This is a genomic window from Chordicoccus furentiruminis, assembly GCF_019355395.1.
GTDB lineage: Bacteria > Bacillota > Clostridia > Lachnospirales > Lachnospiraceae > Chordicoccus > Chordicoccus furentiruminis.
On the sequence record NZ_CP048829.1, the window covers coordinates 2,928,289 to 2,948,955 of the forward strand.

General features: G+C 47.4%; 22 protein-coding genes. 21 read left to right on the forward strand and 1 reads right to left on the reverse strand.

The features are described 5' to 3' along the window. From G4C92_RS13330 to G4C92_RS13345, 4 genes are all read left to right on the forward strand, one after another. Positions 1 to 1,344, forward strand: coding sequence for an amidohydrolase family protein (locus tag G4C92_RS13330; protein WP_274940318.1), 1,344 nt, complete (start codon positions 1 to 3; stop codon positions 1,342 to 1,344). Positions 1,345 to 1,527: 183 nt separating this feature from the next. Continuing rightward, positions 1,528 to 3,630 (forward strand): putative bifunctional diguanylate cyclase/phosphodiesterase, encoded by a 2,103-nt coding sequence (locus G4C92_RS13335; protein ID WP_274940319.1) that lies wholly within the window; start codon positions 1,528 to 1,530, stop codon positions 3,628 to 3,630. A gap of 67 nt (positions 3,631 to 3,697) precedes the next feature. Beyond that, the gene (locus G4C92_RS13340; RefSeq protein ID WP_274940320.1) at positions 3,698 to 4,012 is read left to right on the forward strand and encodes a hypothetical protein; all 315 of its coding nucleotides are present in this window, start codon (positions 3,698 to 3,700) and stop codon (positions 4,010 to 4,012) included. A gap of 260 nt (positions 4,013 to 4,272) precedes the next feature. Next, entirely contained in the window at positions 4,273 to 5,637 is a 1,365-nt protein-coding gene (locus tag G4C92_RS13345) for an ISL3 family transposase (RefSeq protein ID WP_274940321.1), read from the forward strand. Positions 5,638 to 5,889: 252 nt separating this feature from the next. Here G4C92_RS13345 and G4C92_RS13350 read toward each other — a convergent pair whose 3' ends face one another. Next, positions 5,890 to 7,335 carry an integrase core domain-containing protein gene (locus tag G4C92_RS13350; protein WP_274940322.1) on the reverse strand — a complete coding sequence of 482 codons (1,446 nt, stop codon included), beginning with the start codon at positions 7,333 to 7,335 and terminating at the stop codon, positions 5,890 to 5,892. Between the two features lie 270 nt (positions 7,336 to 7,605). On the opposite strand from G4C92_RS13350, the gene G4C92_RS13355 reads away from it, so the two are divergent. The 17 genes from G4C92_RS13355 (at position 7,606) to G4C92_RS13435 (ending at position 20,660) form a co-directional block, all read left to right on the forward strand. Further along, positions 7,606 to 8,844: an IS256 family transposase gene (locus G4C92_RS13355; protein ID WP_274940323.1), complete on the forward strand. Its 1,239-nt coding sequence runs from the start codon at positions 7,606 to 7,608 to the stop codon at positions 8,842 to 8,844. Positions 8,845 to 8,904: 60 nt separating this feature from the next. After that, a complete protein-coding gene (locus G4C92_RS13360) occupies positions 8,905 to 10,227 on the forward strand; it encodes an erythromycin esterase family protein (protein WP_274940324.1) in 1,323 nt (440 codons plus the stop codon). A gap of 112 nt (positions 10,228 to 10,339) precedes the next feature. Continuing rightward, positions 10,340 to 11,170, forward strand: coding sequence for a MerR family transcriptional regulator (locus G4C92_RS13365; RefSeq protein WP_274940325.1), 831 nt, complete (start codon positions 10,340 to 10,342; stop codon positions 11,168 to 11,170). A 118-nt stretch (positions 11,171 to 11,288) separates the two neighbouring features. After that, positions 11,289 to 11,531, forward strand: coding sequence for a hypothetical protein (locus tag G4C92_RS13370; RefSeq protein WP_274940326.1), 243 nt, complete (start codon positions 11,289 to 11,291; stop codon positions 11,529 to 11,531). Beyond that, positions 11,491 to 12,036 carry a TetR-like C-terminal domain-containing protein gene (locus tag G4C92_RS13375; RefSeq protein ID WP_274940327.1) on the forward strand — a complete coding sequence of 182 codons (546 nt, stop codon included), beginning with the start codon at positions 11,491 to 11,493 and terminating at the stop codon, positions 12,034 to 12,036. The genes G4C92_RS13370 and G4C92_RS13375 overlap by 41 nt, the downstream gene beginning before the upstream one ends. 62 nt (positions 12,037 to 12,098) lie before the next feature. Then, positions 12,099 to 12,818: a CPBP family intramembrane glutamic endopeptidase gene (locus G4C92_RS13380; protein ID WP_274940328.1), complete on the forward strand. Its 720-nt coding sequence runs from the start codon at positions 12,099 to 12,101 to the stop codon at positions 12,816 to 12,818. Continuing rightward, positions 12,815 to 13,264 carry a flavodoxin domain-containing protein gene (locus tag G4C92_RS13385; protein WP_274940329.1) on the forward strand — a complete coding sequence of 150 codons (450 nt, stop codon included), beginning with the start codon at positions 12,815 to 12,817 and terminating at the stop codon, positions 13,262 to 13,264. The genes G4C92_RS13380 and G4C92_RS13385 overlap by 4 nt, the downstream gene beginning before the upstream one ends. A gap of 139 nt (positions 13,265 to 13,403) precedes the next feature. Then, entirely contained in the window at positions 13,404 to 14,087 is a 684-nt protein-coding gene (locus G4C92_RS13390; protein WP_274940330.1) for a phosphatase PAP2 family protein, read from the forward strand. Next, positions 14,074 to 14,676 (forward strand): helix-turn-helix domain-containing protein, encoded by a 603-nt coding sequence (locus G4C92_RS13395; protein ID WP_274940331.1) that lies wholly within the window; start codon positions 14,074 to 14,076, stop codon positions 14,674 to 14,676. The genes G4C92_RS13390 and G4C92_RS13395 overlap by 14 nt, the downstream gene beginning before the upstream one ends. 175 nt (positions 14,677 to 14,851) lie before the next feature. Beyond that, entirely contained in the window at positions 14,852 to 15,280 is a 429-nt protein-coding gene (locus G4C92_RS13400; protein WP_274940332.1) for an RNHCP domain-containing protein, read from the forward strand. 242 nt (positions 15,281 to 15,522) lie between these two features. Continuing rightward, on the forward strand, positions 15,523 to 15,732 hold the full coding sequence (locus G4C92_RS13405) for a hypothetical protein (protein WP_274940333.1): 210 nt from the start codon (positions 15,523 to 15,525) through the stop codon (positions 15,730 to 15,732). A 2-nt stretch (positions 15,733 to 15,734) separates the two neighbouring features. Beyond that, a complete protein-coding gene (locus G4C92_RS13410) occupies positions 15,735 to 16,892 on the forward strand; it encodes a PDDEXK nuclease domain-containing protein (protein ID WP_274940334.1) in 1,158 nt (385 codons plus the stop codon). 56 nt (positions 16,893 to 16,948) lie between these two features. Further along, positions 16,949 to 17,461, forward strand: a complete 513-nt coding sequence (locus G4C92_RS13415) for a DUF6551 family protein (protein WP_330654722.1) — start codon at positions 16,949 to 16,951, stop codon at positions 17,459 to 17,461. After that, positions 17,436 to 17,810 carry a hypothetical protein gene (locus tag G4C92_RS13420; RefSeq protein ID WP_274940335.1) on the forward strand — a complete coding sequence of 125 codons (375 nt, stop codon included), beginning with the start codon at positions 17,436 to 17,438 and terminating at the stop codon, positions 17,808 to 17,810. The genes G4C92_RS13415 and G4C92_RS13420 overlap by 26 nt, the downstream gene beginning before the upstream one ends. 28 nt (positions 17,811 to 17,838) lie before the next feature. Further along, on the forward strand, positions 17,839 to 18,177 hold the full coding sequence (locus G4C92_RS13425; RefSeq protein ID WP_274940336.1) for a hypothetical protein: 339 nt from the start codon (positions 17,839 to 17,841) through the stop codon (positions 18,175 to 18,177). A gap of 67 nt (positions 18,178 to 18,244) precedes the next feature. Then, a complete protein-coding gene (locus G4C92_RS13430) occupies positions 18,245 to 20,371 on the forward strand; it encodes a histidinol phosphatase (RefSeq protein ID WP_274940337.1) in 2,127 nt (708 codons plus the stop codon). Further along, on the forward strand, positions 20,352 to 20,660 hold the full coding sequence (locus G4C92_RS13435; protein ID WP_274940338.1) for a hypothetical protein: 309 nt from the start codon (positions 20,352 to 20,354) through the stop codon (positions 20,658 to 20,660). The genes G4C92_RS13430 and G4C92_RS13435 overlap by 20 nt, the downstream gene beginning before the upstream one ends. Positions 20,661 to 20,667: the final 7 nt, after the last annotated feature.

Consider the following 20,667-nt stretch of genomic DNA (forward strand, 5'->3'; position numbering starts at 1 on the left):
ATGAAAACGCTGATTCAGAATGCAACAGTCTATACGGTTGATTCGGAAGATACCGTTCTTGAAAATGCTTCAATTCTGATTGACGGGACAAGAATTGCACGGATTCTGAAGGCGGGAGAGAAGCTGCCTGATGCGGATAAGACGATTGATGCCCGGGGCAAGGTGGTGTTTCCGGGGTTCGTCAACACGCATATCCATATCTTCCAGTCGCTTCTCAAAGGACTCGGTGCCGACAAACGCCTGATTGACTGGCTGAATGCATCGGCGCTTCCGTATGGAGCCAAGATCGGGCCGGATCTGCAGTATGAAGCCGCGCGGCTTGCCAGTGCGGAGGCTTTGCAGTCAGGATGCACCACTTTGTGCGAATTCTTCTATACGACGCAGTCTGAGGAGCTGGCCCACGCCGTGATTTCAGGCATGCAGGAGCTGGGAATTCGAAGCGTCTTCATCAGAACGTTTCAGGATACAGGAACCGAGTATGGGATGCCGGACTGCTTCATCGAAACAGCAGCGGATGCGATGAAGAAAACCGATCAGCTTGTCAGTCAGTATAACGGGAAGAGCGACATGCTTCAGATCTGGACCGGACCGGATGTCACCTGGTCCACGACAAAGGAAGGCTACCTGACGATGCTTGAATATTGCAGGGAGAAGCATGTCCGTTATTCCATGCATATTCAGGAGACGGAAGTCGACAATGAGATGAGCAATCGCTATTATGGAAAGAATATTGTCGACCTTCTGGATGAAATCGGTTTTCTGTCAGACCAGATGCTTGCGGTGCACTGTGTCAATCTGACGGATCATGAACTGAACCTTTTTGCCGGACATGGCGTGAATGTCAGCCATTGTCCTATGGCGAACATGTATCTTGCTTCAGGCTACGCTCCGACGGTGAAAATGCTGCAGCAGGGAATCAATCTTTCGCTTGGCACGGATGGCGCGGCCAGCAATAATACGACGAATATGCTGGAAACGATGAAAATGGCCACAGTAACACAGAAAGCCAACTATCGCGACGCGACGATCATGACCGCAAAGCAGATCTTAAGAGCGGCCACTATGGGAGGCGCGAAGGCGATCGGAATGGAAGATGAGATCGGATCGGTTGAGGAAGGCAAGAAGGCTGATCTGATCATCTTTGATCCTTATCACCTCACCAGTTTCCCGATGCATGACCCGCTGGCAACGCTCGTCTATTCATCCTGTGTTCCGAATATCGAGACGACTATTGTGAACGGGAAAATCATGTATCACCGTGGCCATTTTGCAGGCATGGAAGATCTGAACGGTATGTACCGGAACATCGAAGCGGGACTAGCCAAGGTCAGAATGCAGTTGTAATACAAACTGAGCTCATTTTTGATGAATTCGAGCTGTTTCTTTGTCCTCCCCTTCCCATTTGTGTTACACTTAATTTGATTATGTGATGCAGGAAGGGGAAGCTTTCTGTTTTCCCGGGGCCTTATAGATCAGGAGAGGCAGAACCGATAACTGAAAAAGATCGCAAGCGAGGGGGAAATTGCGATGAGTGAAGCAGAGAGGCAGGAGACGCTGCAGGAAGACAGAGAGCAGGTCCATGAAGATACAGGAATCTCTTTTGAGTTTGATTATCTGACCGGGCTTATGGGAATGCGCCGGTTTCTCGCCTGCAATGAACAGATCCGCGAGACAGTGAAAAAAGAAAATCGGATCCCGGACCGGTGGATTGTCTTTTTCAATCTTTCGTCATTCAAGCTGTACAATGTGACCTACGGCATTGAGGCGGGCGATCATGTGCTGAAGAGCATTGCGGATATCTTGAGGGACGTCTTCCGGACAGACATCATTGCCCGTTTCGCGGATGATCACTTCGTCGTCAGCGTAAAGTCGGGTGAGGTGGAAGCGAAGACGAACGAGGTCATCCGGAGAGTATCGAAGATTGACACCCGGTCCGTCTTAAGGATGAAGGCCGGGCTTTACCACATCAGCGACGCAGCGGTCCGGGCCAACGAGGCCTGCGATTACGCGAAGCTGGCGTGTGACTCGATTGCAAAAAATATGACGCGCTCTGTCTGCATCTATGACGAGTCCCTCTCGGAGAGACTGAAACTTGATCAGTACATCGTGGACCACATCCGCGAAGCGATTGCAAAGGGATGGATCGAAATCGTTCTTCAGCCGGTGATCCGGTCGCTCTCCGGAAAAGTCTGCGGGGCGGAGGCGCTCTCGCGCTGGCATGACCCGGTTAAAGGGAATCTTTCACCGGCTGCCTTCATACCGGCTCTCGAGCAGGCGCATCTGATTCATCTGCTCGATACATATGTGGTGAAGCAGGCATGTGAGACGATCCGTGAAGTTCTGGACAACGGAGATGAGCCTGTCCCGATCTCCTTCAACCTTTCCCGCCTGGATTTTCAGGATACGGATCCGGTCAGGGTCGTCGAGGAAAATGTCTCCCGGTATGATATCCCGCGGGATTATCTCTGCGTCGAGATCACGGAGACAGCCCTGATGCAGGACACAGCTGTCATCCAGAGCGCGATGGACCGCTTCCGGAAGCTCGGTTACCAGGTCTGGATGGATGATTTCGGGAGCGGCTATTCATCCCTCAACACGCTTAAGGACTTCACGTTTGATGAGATCAAGATCGATATGATGTTTCTCTCTTCCTTCACAGAGAGAAGCCGGATGATCCTGAAATCGGTCATCTCCATGGCGAAGGAGATGAAGACGCAGACGCTCGCGGAAGGCGTGGAGACAAAGGAGCAGTTTGAATATCTGCGGTCGATCGGCTGTGAGAAAGTACAGGGGTATTATTTTGGAAGGCCGATGAACCGGGCGGATTACAATAGGAATATCGAGGAAAACGGCCTGGAAGTTGAGCCGCACTCGATGGCCGGTTATTATGCGGAGATCGGTCATGTGGATATGATCAGCGACAAGCCGCTGGCTCTCCTTGAGCACGATACCGGCGACTTTCATCCGGTTTTCTTGAATGACGCTTTCCAGCAGATTCTGCATGAGGTTGGGATCGAGTCACTCGAGGAAGCCGAAAGAAGACTGAATGACAAGAGCGTTGTGACCCATAATACCTATGAACGTTTTGTGAAGAAGGTGGAGAGTGGGAACCGGGAGATGGTTCTGGTCTACCCGGAGCGGGACAAGATGATGCGGCTGGAGGCTCAGAAGGTTGCGCAGTTCGGGAGCCGGTACATGCTGCGGCTGTCGATCAGTTATACAGAGGAAAGGGAGGTTTCCAGAAAGCAGAAAAAGCCTGATGCCTATCTGCGTTCTCTGGCCATGGTTTACGATGGCGTGGTCGCCGTCCATCTGAAGGAAGGCTATATTGAGCGGGTTCTGTCGAACGGCTCGTTTGAGATGTTCGAGCAGAGATATACCGGTCTTAAGCAGAGCTTTCATCTGTTCGCACAGACTTTCATTGCACCGGAAGACAGGGAACGGTACCTGGCCTTCATCGATATGGATACGCTGGCCGAACGGATCAGGGAAAGCGGAAAAGGGTTTATCTCCGATCAGTTCCGGATCTATGACACGAAAATAGAGACATTTATAACGAAGATGCTGATCGCCTTCCTGGCGCCCAACATGGATAGTGAGATCGCCTTTGGTATGATGCGAAGTGTGTAAATTGCTCCCCCTCTCTCTTTGTGTTACACTGATTTCTGTCGTGCAGCGCAAAGAGGGAGGGAGTTTTATGTCATCCGGATTCATGTCGAAAGCAGGCAGGGCAGCGCCTGTACTGGAATGTCTGCTGCTTTTTTCAGCGTTTTCCGAGCTTCTGACGGCTGATTCCTATCTCTCTCCGTATCTTTTTGTCTTTGCGCCGGCCGTTCTCTGCCTGCATTTCAATCAGAAATCGAAGACAGAGGATACCGGAAAGCAGAAGTGGCTGATCCGGATCTTTTCTTTTCTGTTCGCGGTTATGCTGACGCTTGCCAACTATCCGGTCTGGGATGGCGGAAGAGTCAGGAAAATAGAGGCTTCTGGCACATGTGTGAGAGCCCTCTAGCCTCTCTTTGATGTTATGGCTGTTTGTGCAGCCTGGTTACCGAAGCAATCTCGAAGGGGGATCACCTCCCGTTCTTCCCCTTGATGTGCTTTTCATAACGAGCCCCGTTTGGCGCGGGCGGCGGGTCCCATGGGGCAGTGGGTCGACGCGCCGGGGCGACCGGTGACATAACCTTCCGGGTTCGCATCAATAATTGAAAAAAATCACCCGGGCTCCCATAATGTATAGCTGACAAAGAAACACAGAACGGGAGGCTCCGAGTGATTTCAGTTACTACATTATGCAAAGAACTGTTGAATGTCAATGGTCTTGTCGTTGACGATGCCGATTTTTTTACCAACAAGTATGGTGAACTATGTGTCTTGATCAAAGTACATCTGCGCAAGGGTTTACAGTGGAGATGCCCTGTATGCGGCAAGCGTTATACCCGGATCTATGACGCTCCTTATGAGAATAAGCGCTGGCGGGCGTTGGATTTCGGTGGAATTCTTGTTTACATCGAAGCATACCTTCCGCGTATTTGCTGCAAGGAGCATGGTGTCAAGACCGCCGATGTCCCATGGGCTTTCCCGAATTCGAACTTTACTAAAGACTTCGATTACACCGTCACCTGGATGGGCAAGTATCTCAGCCGCAGTGCCATCTCCAAATATATGAGGATTGACTGGCGCACTGTCGGCAGATGTATCGCACGAGTCCACGAAGATCTCGAACCTGATGTCAACGTCCGTCTTGACGGAGCTGTGAAGATCGGGATCGATGAAACCAGCTACCGTAAAGGGCACAGCTACATCACAGTTGTTGTAAACCACGAGACCAATACCGTTATCTGGGCTGCAAAGGATCACGGCAAGTCGGTTCTGCAGAAGTTCTGCGAACAGCTGACTCCAGAGCAGCGCGCATCCATCAGGGTAGTGACCGGCGACGGCGCACGTTGGATCACAGACTGCGTAAAGGAGTATTTCCCAAATGCAGAACGCTGTGTTGATCCGTTCCACGTCGTGGAGTGGGCAACCGAAGCGCTTGACAAGGTACGTGTCGTCGCCTGGCGAAGAGCACAGGAGGCCGCAAAGGCCGTTGCTGTATCCAGAGGCAAAGGCCGTCCCAGGAAGGACGATACAGAAGCCCAGATCGCAGCGGCTGCCAAGAAGAAAGCTGACCAGATCAAAAAGTCCATGTACTCCCTGGGCAAGGCACCGGAACACCTGACATCGAATCAGGCAGTCCGCCTCGAAATGATCGCCAAGTCTGATAATCAGCTGTATCGAGCATACCTTCTAAAAGAAAAGCTGCGGTTGATCTTCCAGATCGATGACGTCGATGAGGCGGAGCAGGAACTCATTGCCTGGGTTAAATGGGCCCGGCATTGCCGCATACCTGAGTTCGTAGAACTGCAGAGAAAGATCATGCGGCAAAAGGATCATATCCTGAACACGATACGGCTTGATGTCAGCAACGCACGTATCGAAGCAACCAACAACAAGATAAAACTGCTCATCCGACAGGCCTACGGATTTCGTGATGTCGACAATATGATTCACATGGTCATGCTGTATTGTTCGGACCTGAAAATCCCGTTGCCGAATCGAGGTACTCGGAGAGGCGTTTTATCTCATGCGGCGTAGGGAAAAGTGGGGGTTACGCTTCCACACCTATGCCAGAAGAGCCAAATAATAAACCTTTTTCAGATAGACGGCACCCTTGACAGCATGCCGGAGCTGCGTTGGAGTGGCTGTGCCGACGGTGAGGAACTCATGAACAGACAGGCTTCTCCCGTCGCGGGCATCCCAGCGTAACGCAGCTGCGGCATGCCGTCAAGGGCAGGCCCCTTCGGGGTGCCTGGGTGTCTGCCTCTGGTTCAGAATCTATGAACAGACTTATGCCTGCGCAGCTTTTTGCTGTTCCAGGATGGCCTTCTGGCCGAGGTATATCATGATCTGCCATTTGCCTGGCATGCTGCCGGCGAGTTCAATGTCAGGATCTTTGTTGAGCACCTGGAAGCGGTTGTGCCTGTGAGGACGCAGAAAGTTGTAGTAGGCAACCCAGAGCACCAGATTATAGTTGGCGCCTTCCAATCCATCGAAGCCGTTGGTGTGACGGTAGGACGCCTTGTACGTGCGGTTGAGCCGCTCGATCAGCTGTTTGTACGGGCGGTACTCCGTTGTGACGGCATCGCTGTTGGTTAGTCCGATGACCTGGGTAATCTCGAATTTCATCTTTTCGCCGAACTTGTAGAGGAACTGCTGGGCGGCCAGAGGGTAGGCGCTGTATCCATCAGCAATGAATTTAAAGCCTTCGGGAAGAACATTCCCCAGATGCCGGAAGGCCATCCGCATGGCCATGATACATGGCCCGACACTGCGGCTGGCGGATACCCGGTAGCCGATGATGGAGCGGCTTACCGCATCCATGATGAACCAGATGTAAGATTTAATGCCGCGGACCTTGATGTAAGTCTCATCCGCCACAAAAGCGGAGCCGGGATGGTAGTCGTAATGGTCAACGAAGGGCTTTACACATCTGGCGGCAATCTTACAGTAGTTGGCAACCTGCTGGTGGCTGACCCGGAAGCCATAGAGATCCATGAGGGCCTGTGATGTTTTTCTCAGGGAAAGCTGGAGGTTGACATGGAGCGTCAGACATAAGCCCATGATGTTCTGGTCAAACTTGCGGAAACGCATAGCAGCTACTTTTCCAGAACCATCGTCCAGTTTCATCTGGAAGAAGTCCATGGTGAACTCGCGGTAAAGATAGTGGAGTTTGTAGTCACTCTTGCCGTTCGGTGAGTCGGGATCCACATGCTTCAGGCTGTTCTTGTAGTATGAACAGTTCCGATTCACGCACTTCCAGATGGTGAAATGCTTACGGCTCTTTACGGGCACAAGGGAATGGCCGCAGAAGGGGCAATGGAGCTCGAATTTTTTGTTAAAGCGTCTGGTCCCGGGAGAAAACATCTTCCCGCAGGCCTTACAAAGGCATTGTCCTTTGGAACCGTTATTGCGGTAAATGTAGTCGACGGGGGCGTTGCAGCAGGGACAGCGAAGGCCAGAAGGAAGATCACAATCCTTCCGGCGCCTGACTGGAGGCAGGTCACGGCCGTTGTGGCTTCGCTTGTATTCCATCCGGAGATGCTTCCAGTCTTTTTTCTCAACGGGAATAATGACAGGCAGCTTATCCGTTTTGAATTTCTCGTATTTTGGGGAAGTGGCGTCATCGAAAGCCCACTGTTTAAGGGGAATATATTTGCAGATAAAAGAAATCAGCCAGCAGTTCTGGCGATAAAGGTCATTCACGACCGCAACCAAATATTGTATAATGTCCATGAGCAATATCACCTCTTTCTAATGTTGGTTTGGCGATTGACATTATACACAAAAGTAGGGGGTATTGCTCTTTTTATTTGCAAATCCTCCAAAATCAAGGGTTATACACAGTTATACAGAGGTTATACATTACACTACGCAGATACGACGCGGAGGAACAAGATAGAGTCCGTATAATGGTGTAAATTCAATAATTCAAAAGAGCCAATGGCTCTTCCTTCAGGTATAATGAGAATCTCGACATTCAACAAAGTACCGAAAGGAGAACCAATGGCTCAACTCAATATTACATTGAATCAGGACGAAATTCTACAGTTACTTTCTGCCGATCCGGAGGATGCTTTCCGAACCCTCCTTCAGGATAGCCTGAATTCGGTTCTTAAGGCCGAATCCCAGGAGCAGCTCCAGGCGGCGCCGTATGAGCGCTCAGAAGGCCGTACAGACTCGAGAAACGGTTTCCGAACCAGAGATCTCAAAACGCGGATCGGAACGATAACGTTGAATGTACCGAGACACAGAAACCAGCCATTCCATACGATGGTCTTTGAGAACTACTCCCGCAGCGAGGCCGCTCTGGTTACGACCATGGCGGAAATGGTCGTGAGCGGTGTATCCACCAGGAAAGTTGCAAGGGTCGTAGAAACGCTCTGCGGTTCATCGATTTCTAAATCCGCCGTTTCCGATGTCTGCAAGGATCTCGATAAGGAAGTCGAGGCATTCCGCAGCCGGCCGATCGAAGGGAATTATCCGTTTCTCACGGTCGACGCTACGTATTTCAAGGTGCGTGAGAACGGCCGGGTTGTCTCGAAAGCGCTGATGATTGCCTATGGCACCAATGACGATGGAAAGCGCGAAATCCTTGGCTTCTCGGCCTACCGTAACGAGTCACGTGAGACATGGAAAGATTTCCTGACAGGCCTGAAAAAGCGCGGCTTGTGCGGCCTCATGATGATTACGTCCGATGCTCACGATGGCATTATCAATGCATCCAGGGAGGTATTTCCTGATGTTCCATGGCAACGGTGTCAGTTTCACTTTTCAAAGAACATCGCCGACAAAGCACCGAAGAAGGTACAGGCTGGTCTCCGTGCTGAACTGCAGGAAATGTTCAACTGCAAAAAGATCAAGGATGCCAGGAAAAAGCGGGACCAGGTTCTCGCCGATTATCAGGAATCCGCTTCGTCAGCCATGGAATGCCTTGACGAGGGCTTCGAAAGCGCTATGACCGTTATGACGCTTCCGGAAGGGATGCGCCGCTTCTTCCGGACATCGAACCACATTGAGCGGCTGAACCGAGAGCTGAAACGGCGTTCCGGTGTTATCGGGATATTTCCGAATGAAGCTTCGCTGATCCGGCTGATGGGATCTGTCCTGATGGAACAGAACAGCATCAGTCAGGCCAGAAAGGCAATCTTCAGCAAAGAGTCTTATCAGAAGCTGCTGAAATCAGATGCTCGAAATCACCTGCACCAGATTGCCGAAGAACAGGCCGCCCTCCTGGCAGCATAGTTATCAACAGTTATACCTGAAGGCAATTTACACACAAATTTGGACTTGACTAGGAACAAAATGAAAGACATGGGCATAAAGAAAAAGAAACATGTAGCGATCAGAAGAATTGTTATCTTATGTATTCTTGCCGTGCTGGTTCTTACAGGGACTGTATTTTCCCATTTTGGCGGATTTGGAACCGGGGAGAGTGCAGATCCTAAAGAATTTGCCGCATATGCAGGACAGATTTCTGAGATAGCAATTCCTGATAATACAAGAATCATTGCGCTGGGAGAGGCGACGCACGGAAACCGTGAATTTCAGCAACTGAAACTGGATGTGTTTCAGATCATGGTGGAACAATATGGCGTCCGGGCGTTTGCCCTAGAGGGCGATTACGGTGGGTGCGAGGCAGTCAACCGTTATATTCATGGTGGAGATGGTACAGCAAAAGAGGCTGCTGGCGCGATTGGGTTTGCCATCTACCGGACCGATGAAATGGAGGATCTGATTTCCTGGATGCGCAGCTATAACGAGACTGCTGCCGAAGGAGATGATATCCGGTTTTATGGGTTTGATATGCAGCAAACAGAATACAATTATCAATTCCTTCTGGAAGAATTGAAGAGCCTGGGTCATGATACTGCAGAACTGGAGAAACTCCGGGTCGGTGAGGAATGGTCTGCTTTATATAATCGCGAGGAAAGGGTATCGTTTCTTACTAAGCTCAATCAGGAGTTATCAGAGAGAAACCTCGCGTCCGACACGGATCGGGCCATGGATACAGCGGTGCATCTGACGGACATTTTATTGCAGAATCAGGCGATGGAAAAGGCGTATGAAGAGAATTTCGCGGACGCCAACGGGATCCGCGACCAGTACATGGCGGACAATACGATGTGGATCCTCGCACAGGAAGAGAAAAAGGGGAATGACAGGATTTTCATTACGGGACATAACGGTCATCTGGAGCAGTCAGGCACATATGTCGGCGGTGAGAATAAGGTTATGGGGAATCTGCTGACTGACAGAATCGGAAGGGATGCATACTTCGCCATAGGGACGGATTTTTATAAAACGACATGTAATTTTCCGACAAGCTCCGGAAAACGTGTGAACAGGACATTTTATTCGAGAGATCCGCTTGCGAAGGCTTCCCGTAAAAACGATTATGACGTTTCATGGCTGGATTTCTCAGTTATTCCCGCAGACGGGGGTTTGGCAGAAATGGTGAACGGATACATATTCATGGGCAACATCGGGGAGAATCCGATGGATGGCCTGAACGGAATTGTGTATCGTCTCCTCCCGTATGCTTATCGGGTCTGGCAGGTTCCGTCAGAGCTGTATGACGGGATGATCTTTGTGACAGAAGCGCATCCTATAAGTATCAATAACTGAAAGGTACAGGAAAAGCAGTGATCGATTATTCTTGTTTTTGTTCTTGACTCTCACACTGTGGCAGGCATTAAGCTTGACGTGAGCTCAAAAACCAGTAACAGGAGGTACCGCCATGCTGAAGATCGGAGAATTTTCAAAACTGTCCAGAGTCAGCGTCAGAATGCTCCGCCACTATGATGAGATCGGCCTTTTGAAACCGGCCGAGATCGATCGCTTCACGGATTATCGGTATTACAGAGAGGATCAGCTCCCCATAGCGGGCCGCATTGCCGCCCTGAAGGATATGGGCTTTTCCCTTGCTGATATCGTCAGGATCCTTGAAGTCTATGATGACCGTGAGAAATTGGAACAGTTCTTTTCTGCCCGGCAGAAAGAGTTGGAGACCTTATCAAAGGATACGGCATATAAGCTGACGCTTCTGGACGCAGCCAGAAAAAGGCTGAGAAAGGAAGAAGACATGAGTTATAACGTTACCCTCAAGACAATCCCCGAGCGCTATGCCGCGACCATCCGGATGACCATTCCCCGCTATGAAGATGAAGGCATGATCTGGGGCAAACTGGAAGAAGAGACTTGCCGGATGAATCTCGTGGAGGATGATCCCTGCCTTTGCGCGGTGACCTACCTCGACGGAGAGTACAAGGAAGAAAACGTCGAAATGATGGCCTGGAAGACCGTCAAGGGCAGCTATCCTGACACGGAGCACGTGAAGTTCCGTACGCTGCCGGAGGTCATGGTTGCGAGCTGCATATATCAGGGAAGCTACACCCAGATCACGGATGTTTACACTGCCGTGATCGCATGGATGGAAGCGAACGGTTACGAGCCTGCTGAGCCGATGTTCAACATTTACCACGTCAGTCCGCATGAGACACAGAATCCGGATGAGTTTGTGACGGAGATTTGCTATCCGGTGAAGAAGAGAAAAGAGATTTTGAGGTGATTCTATGCCCCGGCCCCCAAAAGGCCGGGGCCGTCGCCCATCCCTGGTGAGGTCGTGAAATGATAAGGGCAGGACAGATCTGAGCAGGAAATAAGACTGAAGCAACTGAATACATTGTTTGGAAGAGAAGGATCGGGTGACCGGTTCTTCTTTTTGCAACACCAACCTGGCAATAGCTGCTGTGCTTGCAAGGGCAGACATTAGCCAAGTGCAAGAACATGGAGCACGTAATGCGGAATGCCTTGACAACTATACATCCTTATATAATAATGATTATATAACGCAAATTATAAGGATGGAGGACTGCTATGCCGCCGAAAGTGAAAATTACAAAGAAAATGGTTACGGATGCCTCGTTTGAAGTGATCAGGGCAAGCGGACATGAGAACCTGAATGCCAGGACAATTTCGGAATATCTGGGTTGCTCAACCCAGCCGGTGCTGTACAGCTTCAAGACGGTGGATGAGATCAGGGAAGCCGCCTATGAGATAGCGGATCAGTATCATACGGAGTTCATTATGCCGAAGGATAAGGAGGAAAATCCGATGTTGGCTCTGGGACTCAATTATGTGCGGTTTGGACAGGAAGAAAAGAACCTGTTCCGTTTTCTGTTCCAGACAGATAAGTTTGGCGGAAAAGATGTGGCAGTTCTTATGGCTGATCCCGGACTTTCGGAGATCATGGGAATTATGGCGGCAGGGCTTAAGGTGGATACAGAGCAGGCAAAAGAGATGTTCCTGACATTTTTCTGTGTGGCTCATGGCATGGCGAGTCTGCTTGCCAATAATTCCATGGAATATGATGAGGGGCAGTGCAAGAAGATGCTGGAGAATGTCTTCTTTGGAATGATCGCTGCAAAGAAATAAGGAATTCTCCCGAAAACAGGTTCTGCTCCCTCCGAATGACGAATTCCGGAAAGGAAAAAAGTATGCGTAAGCTGTATGAAAAGAAAGAAATACTATTTGCAGTGCTTTGGATTGTCCTCTACTGCGTTGTTTTAGGCACGATCAGAGGAAACTTCGGGGATACGAGTATTGCCATGTTGATAGCGCTGCTTGTTTTTGCGGCAGGAATCATCACATTTGTAAAAGCAAATCATTTGGAAGAAAAATACGGACTTACCGGATGGCCGAAAGATATGAAGAGGTATCTGTTCTTTATGCCGATGTGGATTTTGGCTACGGGTAATATCTGGGATGGATTCGCTCCTTCCTATCAGGGCGCTTCACTGGTGATAGCGGTGCTCTCTATGATCCTTGTTGGCTTTGTGGAAGAAATGATCTTCAGAGGATTTCTTTTCAGGGCGATGCTGGGGAAGGATAAGACGATTGTGGCAATCATAGTTTCTGCTTTGACGTTCGGTATAGGTCATATCGTGAATCTCTTTACAGGACATGCAGGCTTTGAGACGGTCATGCAGATCATTTTTGCCATCAGCTGGGGATTTATCCTGACAATGGTCTGCTATAAGAGCGGCAGTATTATCCCGTGTATCATTGCGCACTCCATGATCGATGTCCTTTCGTTGTTCGGTGCGGATAATGAGCTGATTGACTGGATTTACATAGGAGTAACGATAGTAGTTGCGATTATTTACTGTACCTGGCTTGGCAAGATGAAAAATGAAAAACCGGAGGATATAGGATGAATGCAAACACGGTTATAGTCTATGCTTCGAAACATCATGGAAATACGAAGAAATTATTAGAAGCTATAGCGGAGCAGGAAGATGTGGAGCTGTTGGATATTGCAGAGAATGAGCAATATGACCTTTCAGGTTATGACCGCATAGGGATTGCTTCCGGCATAGCCTATGGGAAGTATTACCCTCAGATGCTAAAGTTTCTTGAAAACAATCTTCCGTGCGATAAAGATGTATTTTACATTCATACTGCAGGAGATCCAAGAGAGAATCATGCGGATAGCGCGAAAAAAATTGCGGAAGAAAAAAACTGCCGCTGCCTGGGCGTGTTCTATTGTAAGGGATTTGATACTTTCGGACCATTCAAGCTGGTTGGAGGCATAAATAAAAATCGACCAAATACAGAGGATATGGAACAGGTGCTTCGGTTTTATCGAGGACTGAATAAATGAAAAATCTGAAAAAACCTTATTATATGGGCAGGACACGAATCGTATCGCGGATGTGACGATACGTTTCTTTCCTTTTTCATGGGTCTTTGTTACTTTCAAATTGCCAATGGGCAATACTAAATGAAAGGACGAAGAGAACATGAAGGAAAAAAGAAATCTGCTGGCAGGGGCAGGGTTGATCGGTGCTTTTGCCCTGTGGACTGTTTTGATCCGGTGGGTCGATGTACAGGCTGTGGGGCAGAATGGAACGAAGATTGGATTTGCTGATTTTAATGTATGGTTCCATCAGCTGACCGGCGTGCACATGACGCTTTACACGATCACGGACTGGCTGGGACTTGTACCCATATTTATATGCCTCTGCTTCGGAGTGCTGGGTCTGGTGCAGCTGATAAAGAGACGGAGCCTGCTAAGGGTTGATCCGGATATCCTGTTATTAGGTATCTATTATGTTCTGGTCATAGCCTGTTACCTGATCTTTGAAATGATTCCGATCAATTACAGACCGGTGCTGATAGAGGGAAGGCTGGAAGCATCCTATCCGTCATCAACGACGTTGCTGGTGCTGTCTGTAATGCCGACATTGATGTTCCAGGTATACAGACGAGCGGTGAATTCTATGCTCAGAAAAGCGGTGGCGGTGTTCGTATTCGCTTTTTCGACATTTATGGTAATCGGAAGGCTGATCTCAGGGGTACATTGGGCGACAGATATTGTTGCCTCCGTAATCCTAAGCGCAGGGCTGTTTATGCTGTATAGGTCCGTGGTTTTGTATGTGGACAACGCAAAGAGAGGTAATAGGAACAAGGATGGAGTTCAATGAAAAGCTGCAGGAATTGAGAAAGGCCAGGTCGCTGACACAGGAAGAACTGGCGGAGGCTCTGTATGTTTCAAGAACCGCAATATCGAAGTGGGAGTCCGGCAGAGGGTATCCAAGCATCGACTCGTTAAAAGAAATCTCACGGTTTTTCTCCGTTACGATTGATGAACTGATCTGTTCGGATGAGATGATCACTGTGGCAGAAAACGATAAGCGGGAATTTGTCAGTAAATATATCTCGCTCATTTGCTGCGTGATGGATGTTCTGCTGGTGATGCTGATGTTTATTCCCGCCTTTGGAAATGGGACAGATTTCTCCGGGACGGTATCTCTATTCGGATTGACCGGAATCAGCCCGTGGGTGAGGATCGTATTTATCGTGATTATCAGCATTGCGATTCTGAACGGAATCTGCGGTGTGATCATTGCCCATTTCAATAAACCTGTTTGGATCAGACACCGGCTTGTTACGGGATTGGTTCTGTCGATACTCGAGGTTATAGTGTTTATTGCGACAAGGCAGCCGTATGCCGGTATCGTCTGTTTAGCGTTCCTGGTTATAAAAGGTTTTTTGATAGCCAAAACGAAATGACAACATGAAGCAGAAATCAGACCGAAAGGTTTTGATAATAAAGAAAAGAAGGAGAATTGCTGTTTGAAGACATTTAGCAAATTAATAGAGATTGTGGCATAACCGGGAGGTTTGCCAACAGTCTCGCAAGCCTCCCAGAAGGTTTAAGATTTTACTTTTAGGAGGTTGGTACTCAATGAATCGGGAAAACAAGAAAAAATCATTTGAGAAGAATTACTATAAAACCCATCCATGCAATGAATCCTTCGTCTGTAAGGTCTGCGGCAAAACCGTTGTACCGACAGGCGCAGGGAGCGATCATCGGAACCATTGCCCGTACTGTCTCTCCAGCCAGCATCTGGACAATGAACCGGGAGACCGGGCGGCAGGCTGCGGCGGTGTGATGGAGCCGATAGCGGTATGGGTAAGGAAGAATGGAGAATGGGCTATTATTCATCGCTGCAAGGTATGTGGGACATTAAGTTCCAATCGCATCGCAGCGGATGATAATCCCATGAAGCTGATGTCACTGGCTATGAAGCCGGTTTCGTCTCCTCCGTTTCCGCTGGAGCGGATTGAGGAGATGACGCGGCTGATGGGCGGTGACGGTGAACTGAAATGGTAATGTAGCAGGCGGAGCCGGTACGTTTCATTAGCGTACCGGCTCTGTCTCATAGGATTATTATACATAGGCAGAATAGCATGGTTGCAAAGCCACTGACAGGATTATTTCTTCGTCGGTGATATTTTCATTTGAGCAAAAAAATACGGGGGAATTCGCAGGTTGTCTATATAATCGTTGAATATAGTAGTACATCGTGGTATGATGAATCGGTCATAACAGAATATGATCACGGGAGATTTATCATGGCAAGACCAAAGAAAAATGGAACATACCTGAATGTATGTATCGAGAGTTCGATTTATGATAGACTAACTCGTTTTTCTGAAGAAGCGGGTCAGGCAAAAACAGTAGCGGTGGAACGGGCTCTGACCGCGTATCTTGATGACTATGATCAAAAACAGGAGAAATTGCGGGAGATGGAAATTCATCACATAAACAAAGGGAGAGGGTAAGCATGAGCAGTAAGCTGATAAAACATAACGATTCCTATCGGAGTTGGATTCAGGAAGTCAGTAAACGGTTCCGCCAGAGCCAAATCAGGGCAGCTATGAAGGTGAATGATGAAATGCTGCGGTTTTACTGGTCGATTGGCAGGGACATTTCCGCAATGCACCTGGATGCGGAGTATGGTGATGGATTTTACCAGGCGGTCAGTACCGACTTGCAGGATGTTTTTCCGGAGGTACATTCATTTTCTGTTACGAACCTGAAATACATGAAGTATTTTTATGAGCTGTATCCGAATGCACAGAATCGTCCGTGGCTTACGGAGGGATACGAAGCTTTCTCAAATCGTCAGCAGCTTGTTGACGATTTGAGAAGTGCAGAAAACCGTCAGCGGGTTGTTGACGATTTGGGTGAGGAAATCATCTTCTATATTCCGTGGGGACATCATATATTTCTGCTCGGCAAATGCAGGGATGATCATGACAAGGCCTTGTTCTATGTCTGCAAGACCATCGAAAACAACTGGTCAAGAGCCGTCTTGATGAACATTTTTGATACTGCTCTGTATGAACGCCAGGGGAAGGCTGTTACGAACTTCGCCCTTACATTACCTGCTGTGCAGAGCGACCTGGCGCAGGCCATAACCCGCGATCCCTATAACTTTGATTTCCTTACGATTCGTGAGAGATACGATGAAAAAGAACTTAAAGCGGCTCTCATGGACAAAGCCGAAAACTTTCTAATGGAGCTTGGCACAGGTTTTGCCTATATGGGCCGTGAAGTCCGGATCATGGTCGGCGATAAAGAGAAATTCCTTGATATGCTCTTTTATAATACGCAACAGCATTGTTATGTTGTAGTTGAAGTGAAGGCCGTTGATTTTGATTCCTCATTCGCCGGCCAGTTGGGGACATATGTGGTGGCGGTGAACCATCAGCGTAAAACGGCGGTTGACAATCCAACAATCGGCTTGCTGATCTGTAAAGGGATGGATCGTGTCGAGGCACAGTATGCGCTTGAATCCACCAGTCAGCCTTTGGGAGTGTCCAGCTATGAATTGTCCAAACTGATTCCCGAAAAATTCAAAGGCAGCCTGCCGACGATAGAAGAAATTGAAGCGGAGTTTGCCGACCCGGAAGACGGACAGAATATCCCTAAAGGCTAAATTGAGATGGGGTCAACTACATTTTCAATAGTCAGCATGCGGTTGAGATCATTGCGTTGGTTTCCGGTTCCAGAGAAACGCCTGTTTGGTGCATGATCTATGATGATCTTGAGTATGAACATGAAGCAGACATCTTTGCTAACCAGATGAAATACGTAAAAGCCTTGCTTCCCTATGAGATATTTATGGCGAATATCGAGGCTGGAAACGATAAAGAATTGAACATCAAGGCTCTGGTTGAAGATTTTGGAATGATGATTACACCGTCGGCATCTCCGAATGGGATATGTGCGGTCACTACTTTGGAGAAAATCTATGATAAGTATGGCTTCAACGTATTGAACAGAGTGCTCCGGCTGGTGATTGGAATCTGGGAAGGAATTCCGAACTCTACAAGCGCAAATATGCTGAACGGTGTAGCCAAATTAGTGGATGCTTATGGCGACTCATTGAAGGATGATGTGTTCAAGGAGAAACTGAGTAAGATCTCGGTGAAGGAAATATCCAGGGCGGCAAAAGATCGAAAAGCGGGAGCACTGGGGTATGCTGAAGCATTGCTCCTGTACTAACTGGCATGCCGATGAGAAGAAGCTGGCCACATTGTCAGAGTATTTTGTGCGGTCGAAATCAGAGGTGATTATCGTCAACATGCTGGTGGACAGGGATATACCGTTCAAGTATGAGGAGCCGCTGTACGCTGCGGACGGCACGATGTATCTTCCTGATTTCACGGTGACATTCCGTGGGGAGACATATTACTGGGAGCATGTCGGAATGCTGGATCGCCCGGATTATAAAGCGCACTGGGAGAAAAAACAGAAGTGGTACGAGAAGAACTTCCCGGGGCAGCTGCTTGTAACCTATGAAGGAAAGAACCTGTCGCAGGATGCACTGGAGATTATAATGGCGCATTCATGAGATATGTCCCAGAAACTTGGAGGCTGGCATGGTCGGAAAATATAAAGTCATAACCCTGTGTGGTAGCACCCGCTTTAAGGACGCATTTATGGAGACCCAGAAGCGGCTGACTCTGGACGGAAATATTGTAATCAGCGTAGGCCTGTTTGGCCATTCCGGGGACAGTGAAGTCTGGGAGAATATGGACGAAGGAACGCTGACTGCTACAAAGGCCATGCTGGATGACATGCATAAGCGGAAGATCGATATGGCAGACGAGATCTTTGTGATCAACGTTGGAGGATATATCGGTGAAAGTACGCGGTCAGAGATAGAGTATGCAGAAATGACCGGAAAGCTAATAAAGTATCTTGAACCATTTGAGTGAGCTGATTTAATAGTCTTTTTTACAATGATATATAAGGTTGGCCGTGTGCCAACTTATGAGGGATAGGATGAAAATAGATCTTCATTGTCACACAAAAGCCATCAAAAAGGGTGATGGACGAGGGAGAAATGTAACACCTGAGCTATTTAAAACTAAAATTGAAAATGCAGACATTAAAATTGTTGCAATCACAAACCACAACGCATTTGATCTTGAGCAATATAAAAATTTGATGGAAGCTGTCATTAATACGTGTCAAGTTTGGCCTGGCGTAGAGATTGATGTCTTGGAGCCAGGATCTAAGAGGTGGCACTTGATTGTTGTTGTAAATCCAAAAGAAGCGTCTGATTTTTCTGCAAGTGTTGATAATCTTTTCAGGGGAGACAATTTGAATGATTGTACACATACTCTTGATGAAATACATGCTGCGTTCAAGAATCATGATGCTATTTACATCGCACATTTTCATCAAAAGAAACCGGCAATTCCTTTAGAAGATGCAGAAAAGTTGGATGAAATAATCCAAGACCCGCATAGGGTATTCAAAGAAACTGCAAATGAAAGCTCCATGAGCGTTTTTGTGAACTATAGATATAATGTGCTGGTCGGAAGTGATGTTAAAGACTGGAATCATTATGAAGACTGTAGTTTCTCTGAATTAAAACTCCCCGTTGACAGTTTTGAACAGTTTTGCTTATTGTCGAAAAGGGATGAAACTGTTGTTCAGACTTTACTGAATAAGAAGGATAGCAAAAATTTAATTGCCCATCCAGCTGTGGGAGTGGATCTACCGATTCGAATCTATGCAGATATGAATGTTATCTTTGGCCAGAAGGGAACCGGTAAAACCGAAATAGTCAGTAGTTTATTCGAAAGTATGAGGGCAAATGGATATAAATGTGTAAGGTATGTTGCATCTGAGAGAGATGATGATTTTAAAGCACTTCTGCGTATTTCTGGTATAGAACCAGAGCTGTCTGTAATGGGGGTAAGGGATTGCGAAAACGAGTTTAATGATATTAGGAATTGGGTAGATGCGAGTCCGACCCATTTTAATAATTATCTGAACTGGAAGAAAACGGACGGCAATAATGCAAACAAATCACGAATGCGAATAACAAGAGCATCTGCCTTACCGAGTATAGAAAATGTAAAAGAAGAGCTTCATAAGGCTGATAAAGAGACGATAGACAATATCTTCCCGAGTATACTTAACATACAGCTTGAAGAATATTTGAGCCAGGAAGAGAGTGATCAATTAAGAGCATTATTAAGAAGACTAAAGGAAAGTATCTACCAGCATCGCTTTGAGGATTTAATTGCAGAGCAAGTGATTCATCTTGTGAATTATACCTTAAACACAATAAAGGAAATTGCTGACAAAAGTACAAATTCAGTTTCTAAGCCATCAACTACAGGGTTGACAGGTTTTGTGGAAGGCCGATTAAAACTGCTTAAGATCGTTAATACTATACTGAGGGCGTTGTCTGTTGATGAGTCTAATAGTCGGGAAAAAGTAGGAACTCTGGATGAAAAGGGAGACATATATATCAATACTAAATTTCGGATGCTCTGTGCAGAATCCCGAAAGGAGGAATTTAGAATTGGCATACGAAAACTGCGTGAGGTAAAAGCAATCCTTGAGTATATCAAACAGAATATATTTAATGTTGACATAGCAGACCAGGTGCAAAACCTCAATGATATTTGTTCGGAAGACAATATTACCTCTGTTTTGCCCTTTGTTGGAAGATCGAAGCAAATTATAAACAATACCGGGGAATTATACTCGCCTTCAAATGGCGAAAAGGGGATGTTGCTTCTTCAGAGAGCAATAATGGAGGATGCGGATGCGTATTTCCTGGATGAACCTGAATTAGGTATGGGGAACTCTTATATAGATACAACGATCCGACCAATACTTGTGAATTTATCAAAACGACACAAGTTCGTTGTTGTGGCGACCCATAATGCTAATATCGGTGTAAGAACACTTCCGTATACATCAATATATCGCACGCACAGCAATGGAATATATACAACGTACATAGGTAATCCGTTTTCAGACCGATTAGTCAATATAAATGATGAGAATGACGTGTTAAATTGGGCTGAAGAAAGCTTAAAATCTCTTGAAGGTAGCCGGGATGCCTTTTATGAAAGGAAGGATATCTATGAATCAAATAATTCTTGAAGTTAAACTGTTTGCCGAGAATACCGATGATGATATTCTTTCTTTTGCATTCGAAGATGATGAGTGTCGAGTGAATTTGAATAGTGATTCATGCCAGGGAGAATTGAAAGAGGTCTTTTCAAAACTTGTCAAACTATGTCTTCATAATGATGTAACCCTTGAAATGAAAATAGAAGAAGGTTATAGTCGAGGCTTATATAAGGACGTATGTTCTGAATATGTTATAGAACTTCAGCGTGAACTTGATAGTATTAAAGAAAGAATTCGTCGAGAAGTTTCTGCAGAATAAATATTGA

Bases quoted from the DNA above. Each gene is read 5' to 3' on its own strand.
- G4C92_RS13435 (WP_274940338.1), top strand. From the start codon at position 20,352: ATGAATCAAATAATTCTTGAAGTTAAACTGTTTGCCGAGAATACCGAT.
- G4C92_RS13330 (WP_274940318.1), top strand. From the start codon at position 1: ATGAAAACGCTGATTCAGAATGCAACAGTCTATACGGTTGATTCGGAA.
- G4C92_RS13410 (WP_274940334.1), top strand. From the start codon at position 15,735: ATGAGCAGTAAGCTGATAAAACATAACGATTCCTATCGGAGTTGGATT.
- G4C92_RS13430 (WP_274940337.1), top strand. From the start codon at position 18,245: ATGAAAATAGATCTTCATTGTCACACAAAAGCCATCAAAAAGGGTGAT.
- G4C92_RS13420 (WP_274940335.1), top strand. From the start codon at position 17,436: ATGCTGAAGCATTGCTCCTGTACTAACTGGCATGCCGATGAGAAGAAG.
- G4C92_RS13355 (WP_274940323.1), top strand. From the start codon at position 7,606: ATGGCTCAACTCAATATTACATTGAATCAGGACGAAATTCTACAGTTA.
- G4C92_RS13380 (WP_274940328.1), top strand. From the start codon at position 12,099: ATGCGTAAGCTGTATGAAAAGAAAGAAATACTATTTGCAGTGCTTTGG.
- G4C92_RS13395 (WP_274940331.1), top strand. From the start codon at position 14,074: ATGGAGTTCAATGAAAAGCTGCAGGAATTGAGAAAGGCCAGGTCGCTG.
- G4C92_RS13365 (WP_274940325.1), top strand. From the start codon at position 10,340: ATGCTGAAGATCGGAGAATTTTCAAAACTGTCCAGAGTCAGCGTCAGA.
- G4C92_RS13350 (WP_274940322.1), bottom strand. From the start codon at position 7,335: ATGGACATTATACAATATTTGGTTGCGGTCGTGAATGACCTTTATCGC.
- G4C92_RS13340 (WP_274940320.1), top strand. From the start codon at position 3,698: ATGTCATCCGGATTCATGTCGAAAGCAGGCAGGGCAGCGCCTGTACTG.
- G4C92_RS13385 (WP_274940329.1), top strand. From the start codon at position 12,815: ATGAATGCAAACACGGTTATAGTCTATGCTTCGAAACATCATGGAAAT.
- G4C92_RS13400 (WP_274940332.1), top strand. From the start codon at position 14,852: ATGAATCGGGAAAACAAGAAAAAATCATTTGAGAAGAATTACTATAAA.
- G4C92_RS13405 (WP_274940333.1), top strand. From the start codon at position 15,523: ATGGCAAGACCAAAGAAAAATGGAACATACCTGAATGTATGTATCGAG.
- G4C92_RS13360 (WP_274940324.1), top strand. From the start codon at position 8,905: ATGAAAGACATGGGCATAAAGAAAAAGAAACATGTAGCGATCAGAAGA.
- G4C92_RS13425 (WP_274940336.1), top strand. From the start codon at position 17,839: ATGGTCGGAAAATATAAAGTCATAACCCTGTGTGGTAGCACCCGCTTT.
- G4C92_RS13390 (WP_274940330.1), top strand. From the start codon at position 13,404: ATGAAGGAAAAAAGAAATCTGCTGGCAGGGGCAGGGTTGATCGGTGCT.
- G4C92_RS13335 (WP_274940319.1), top strand. From the start codon at position 1,528: ATGAGTGAAGCAGAGAGGCAGGAGACGCTGCAGGAAGACAGAGAGCAG.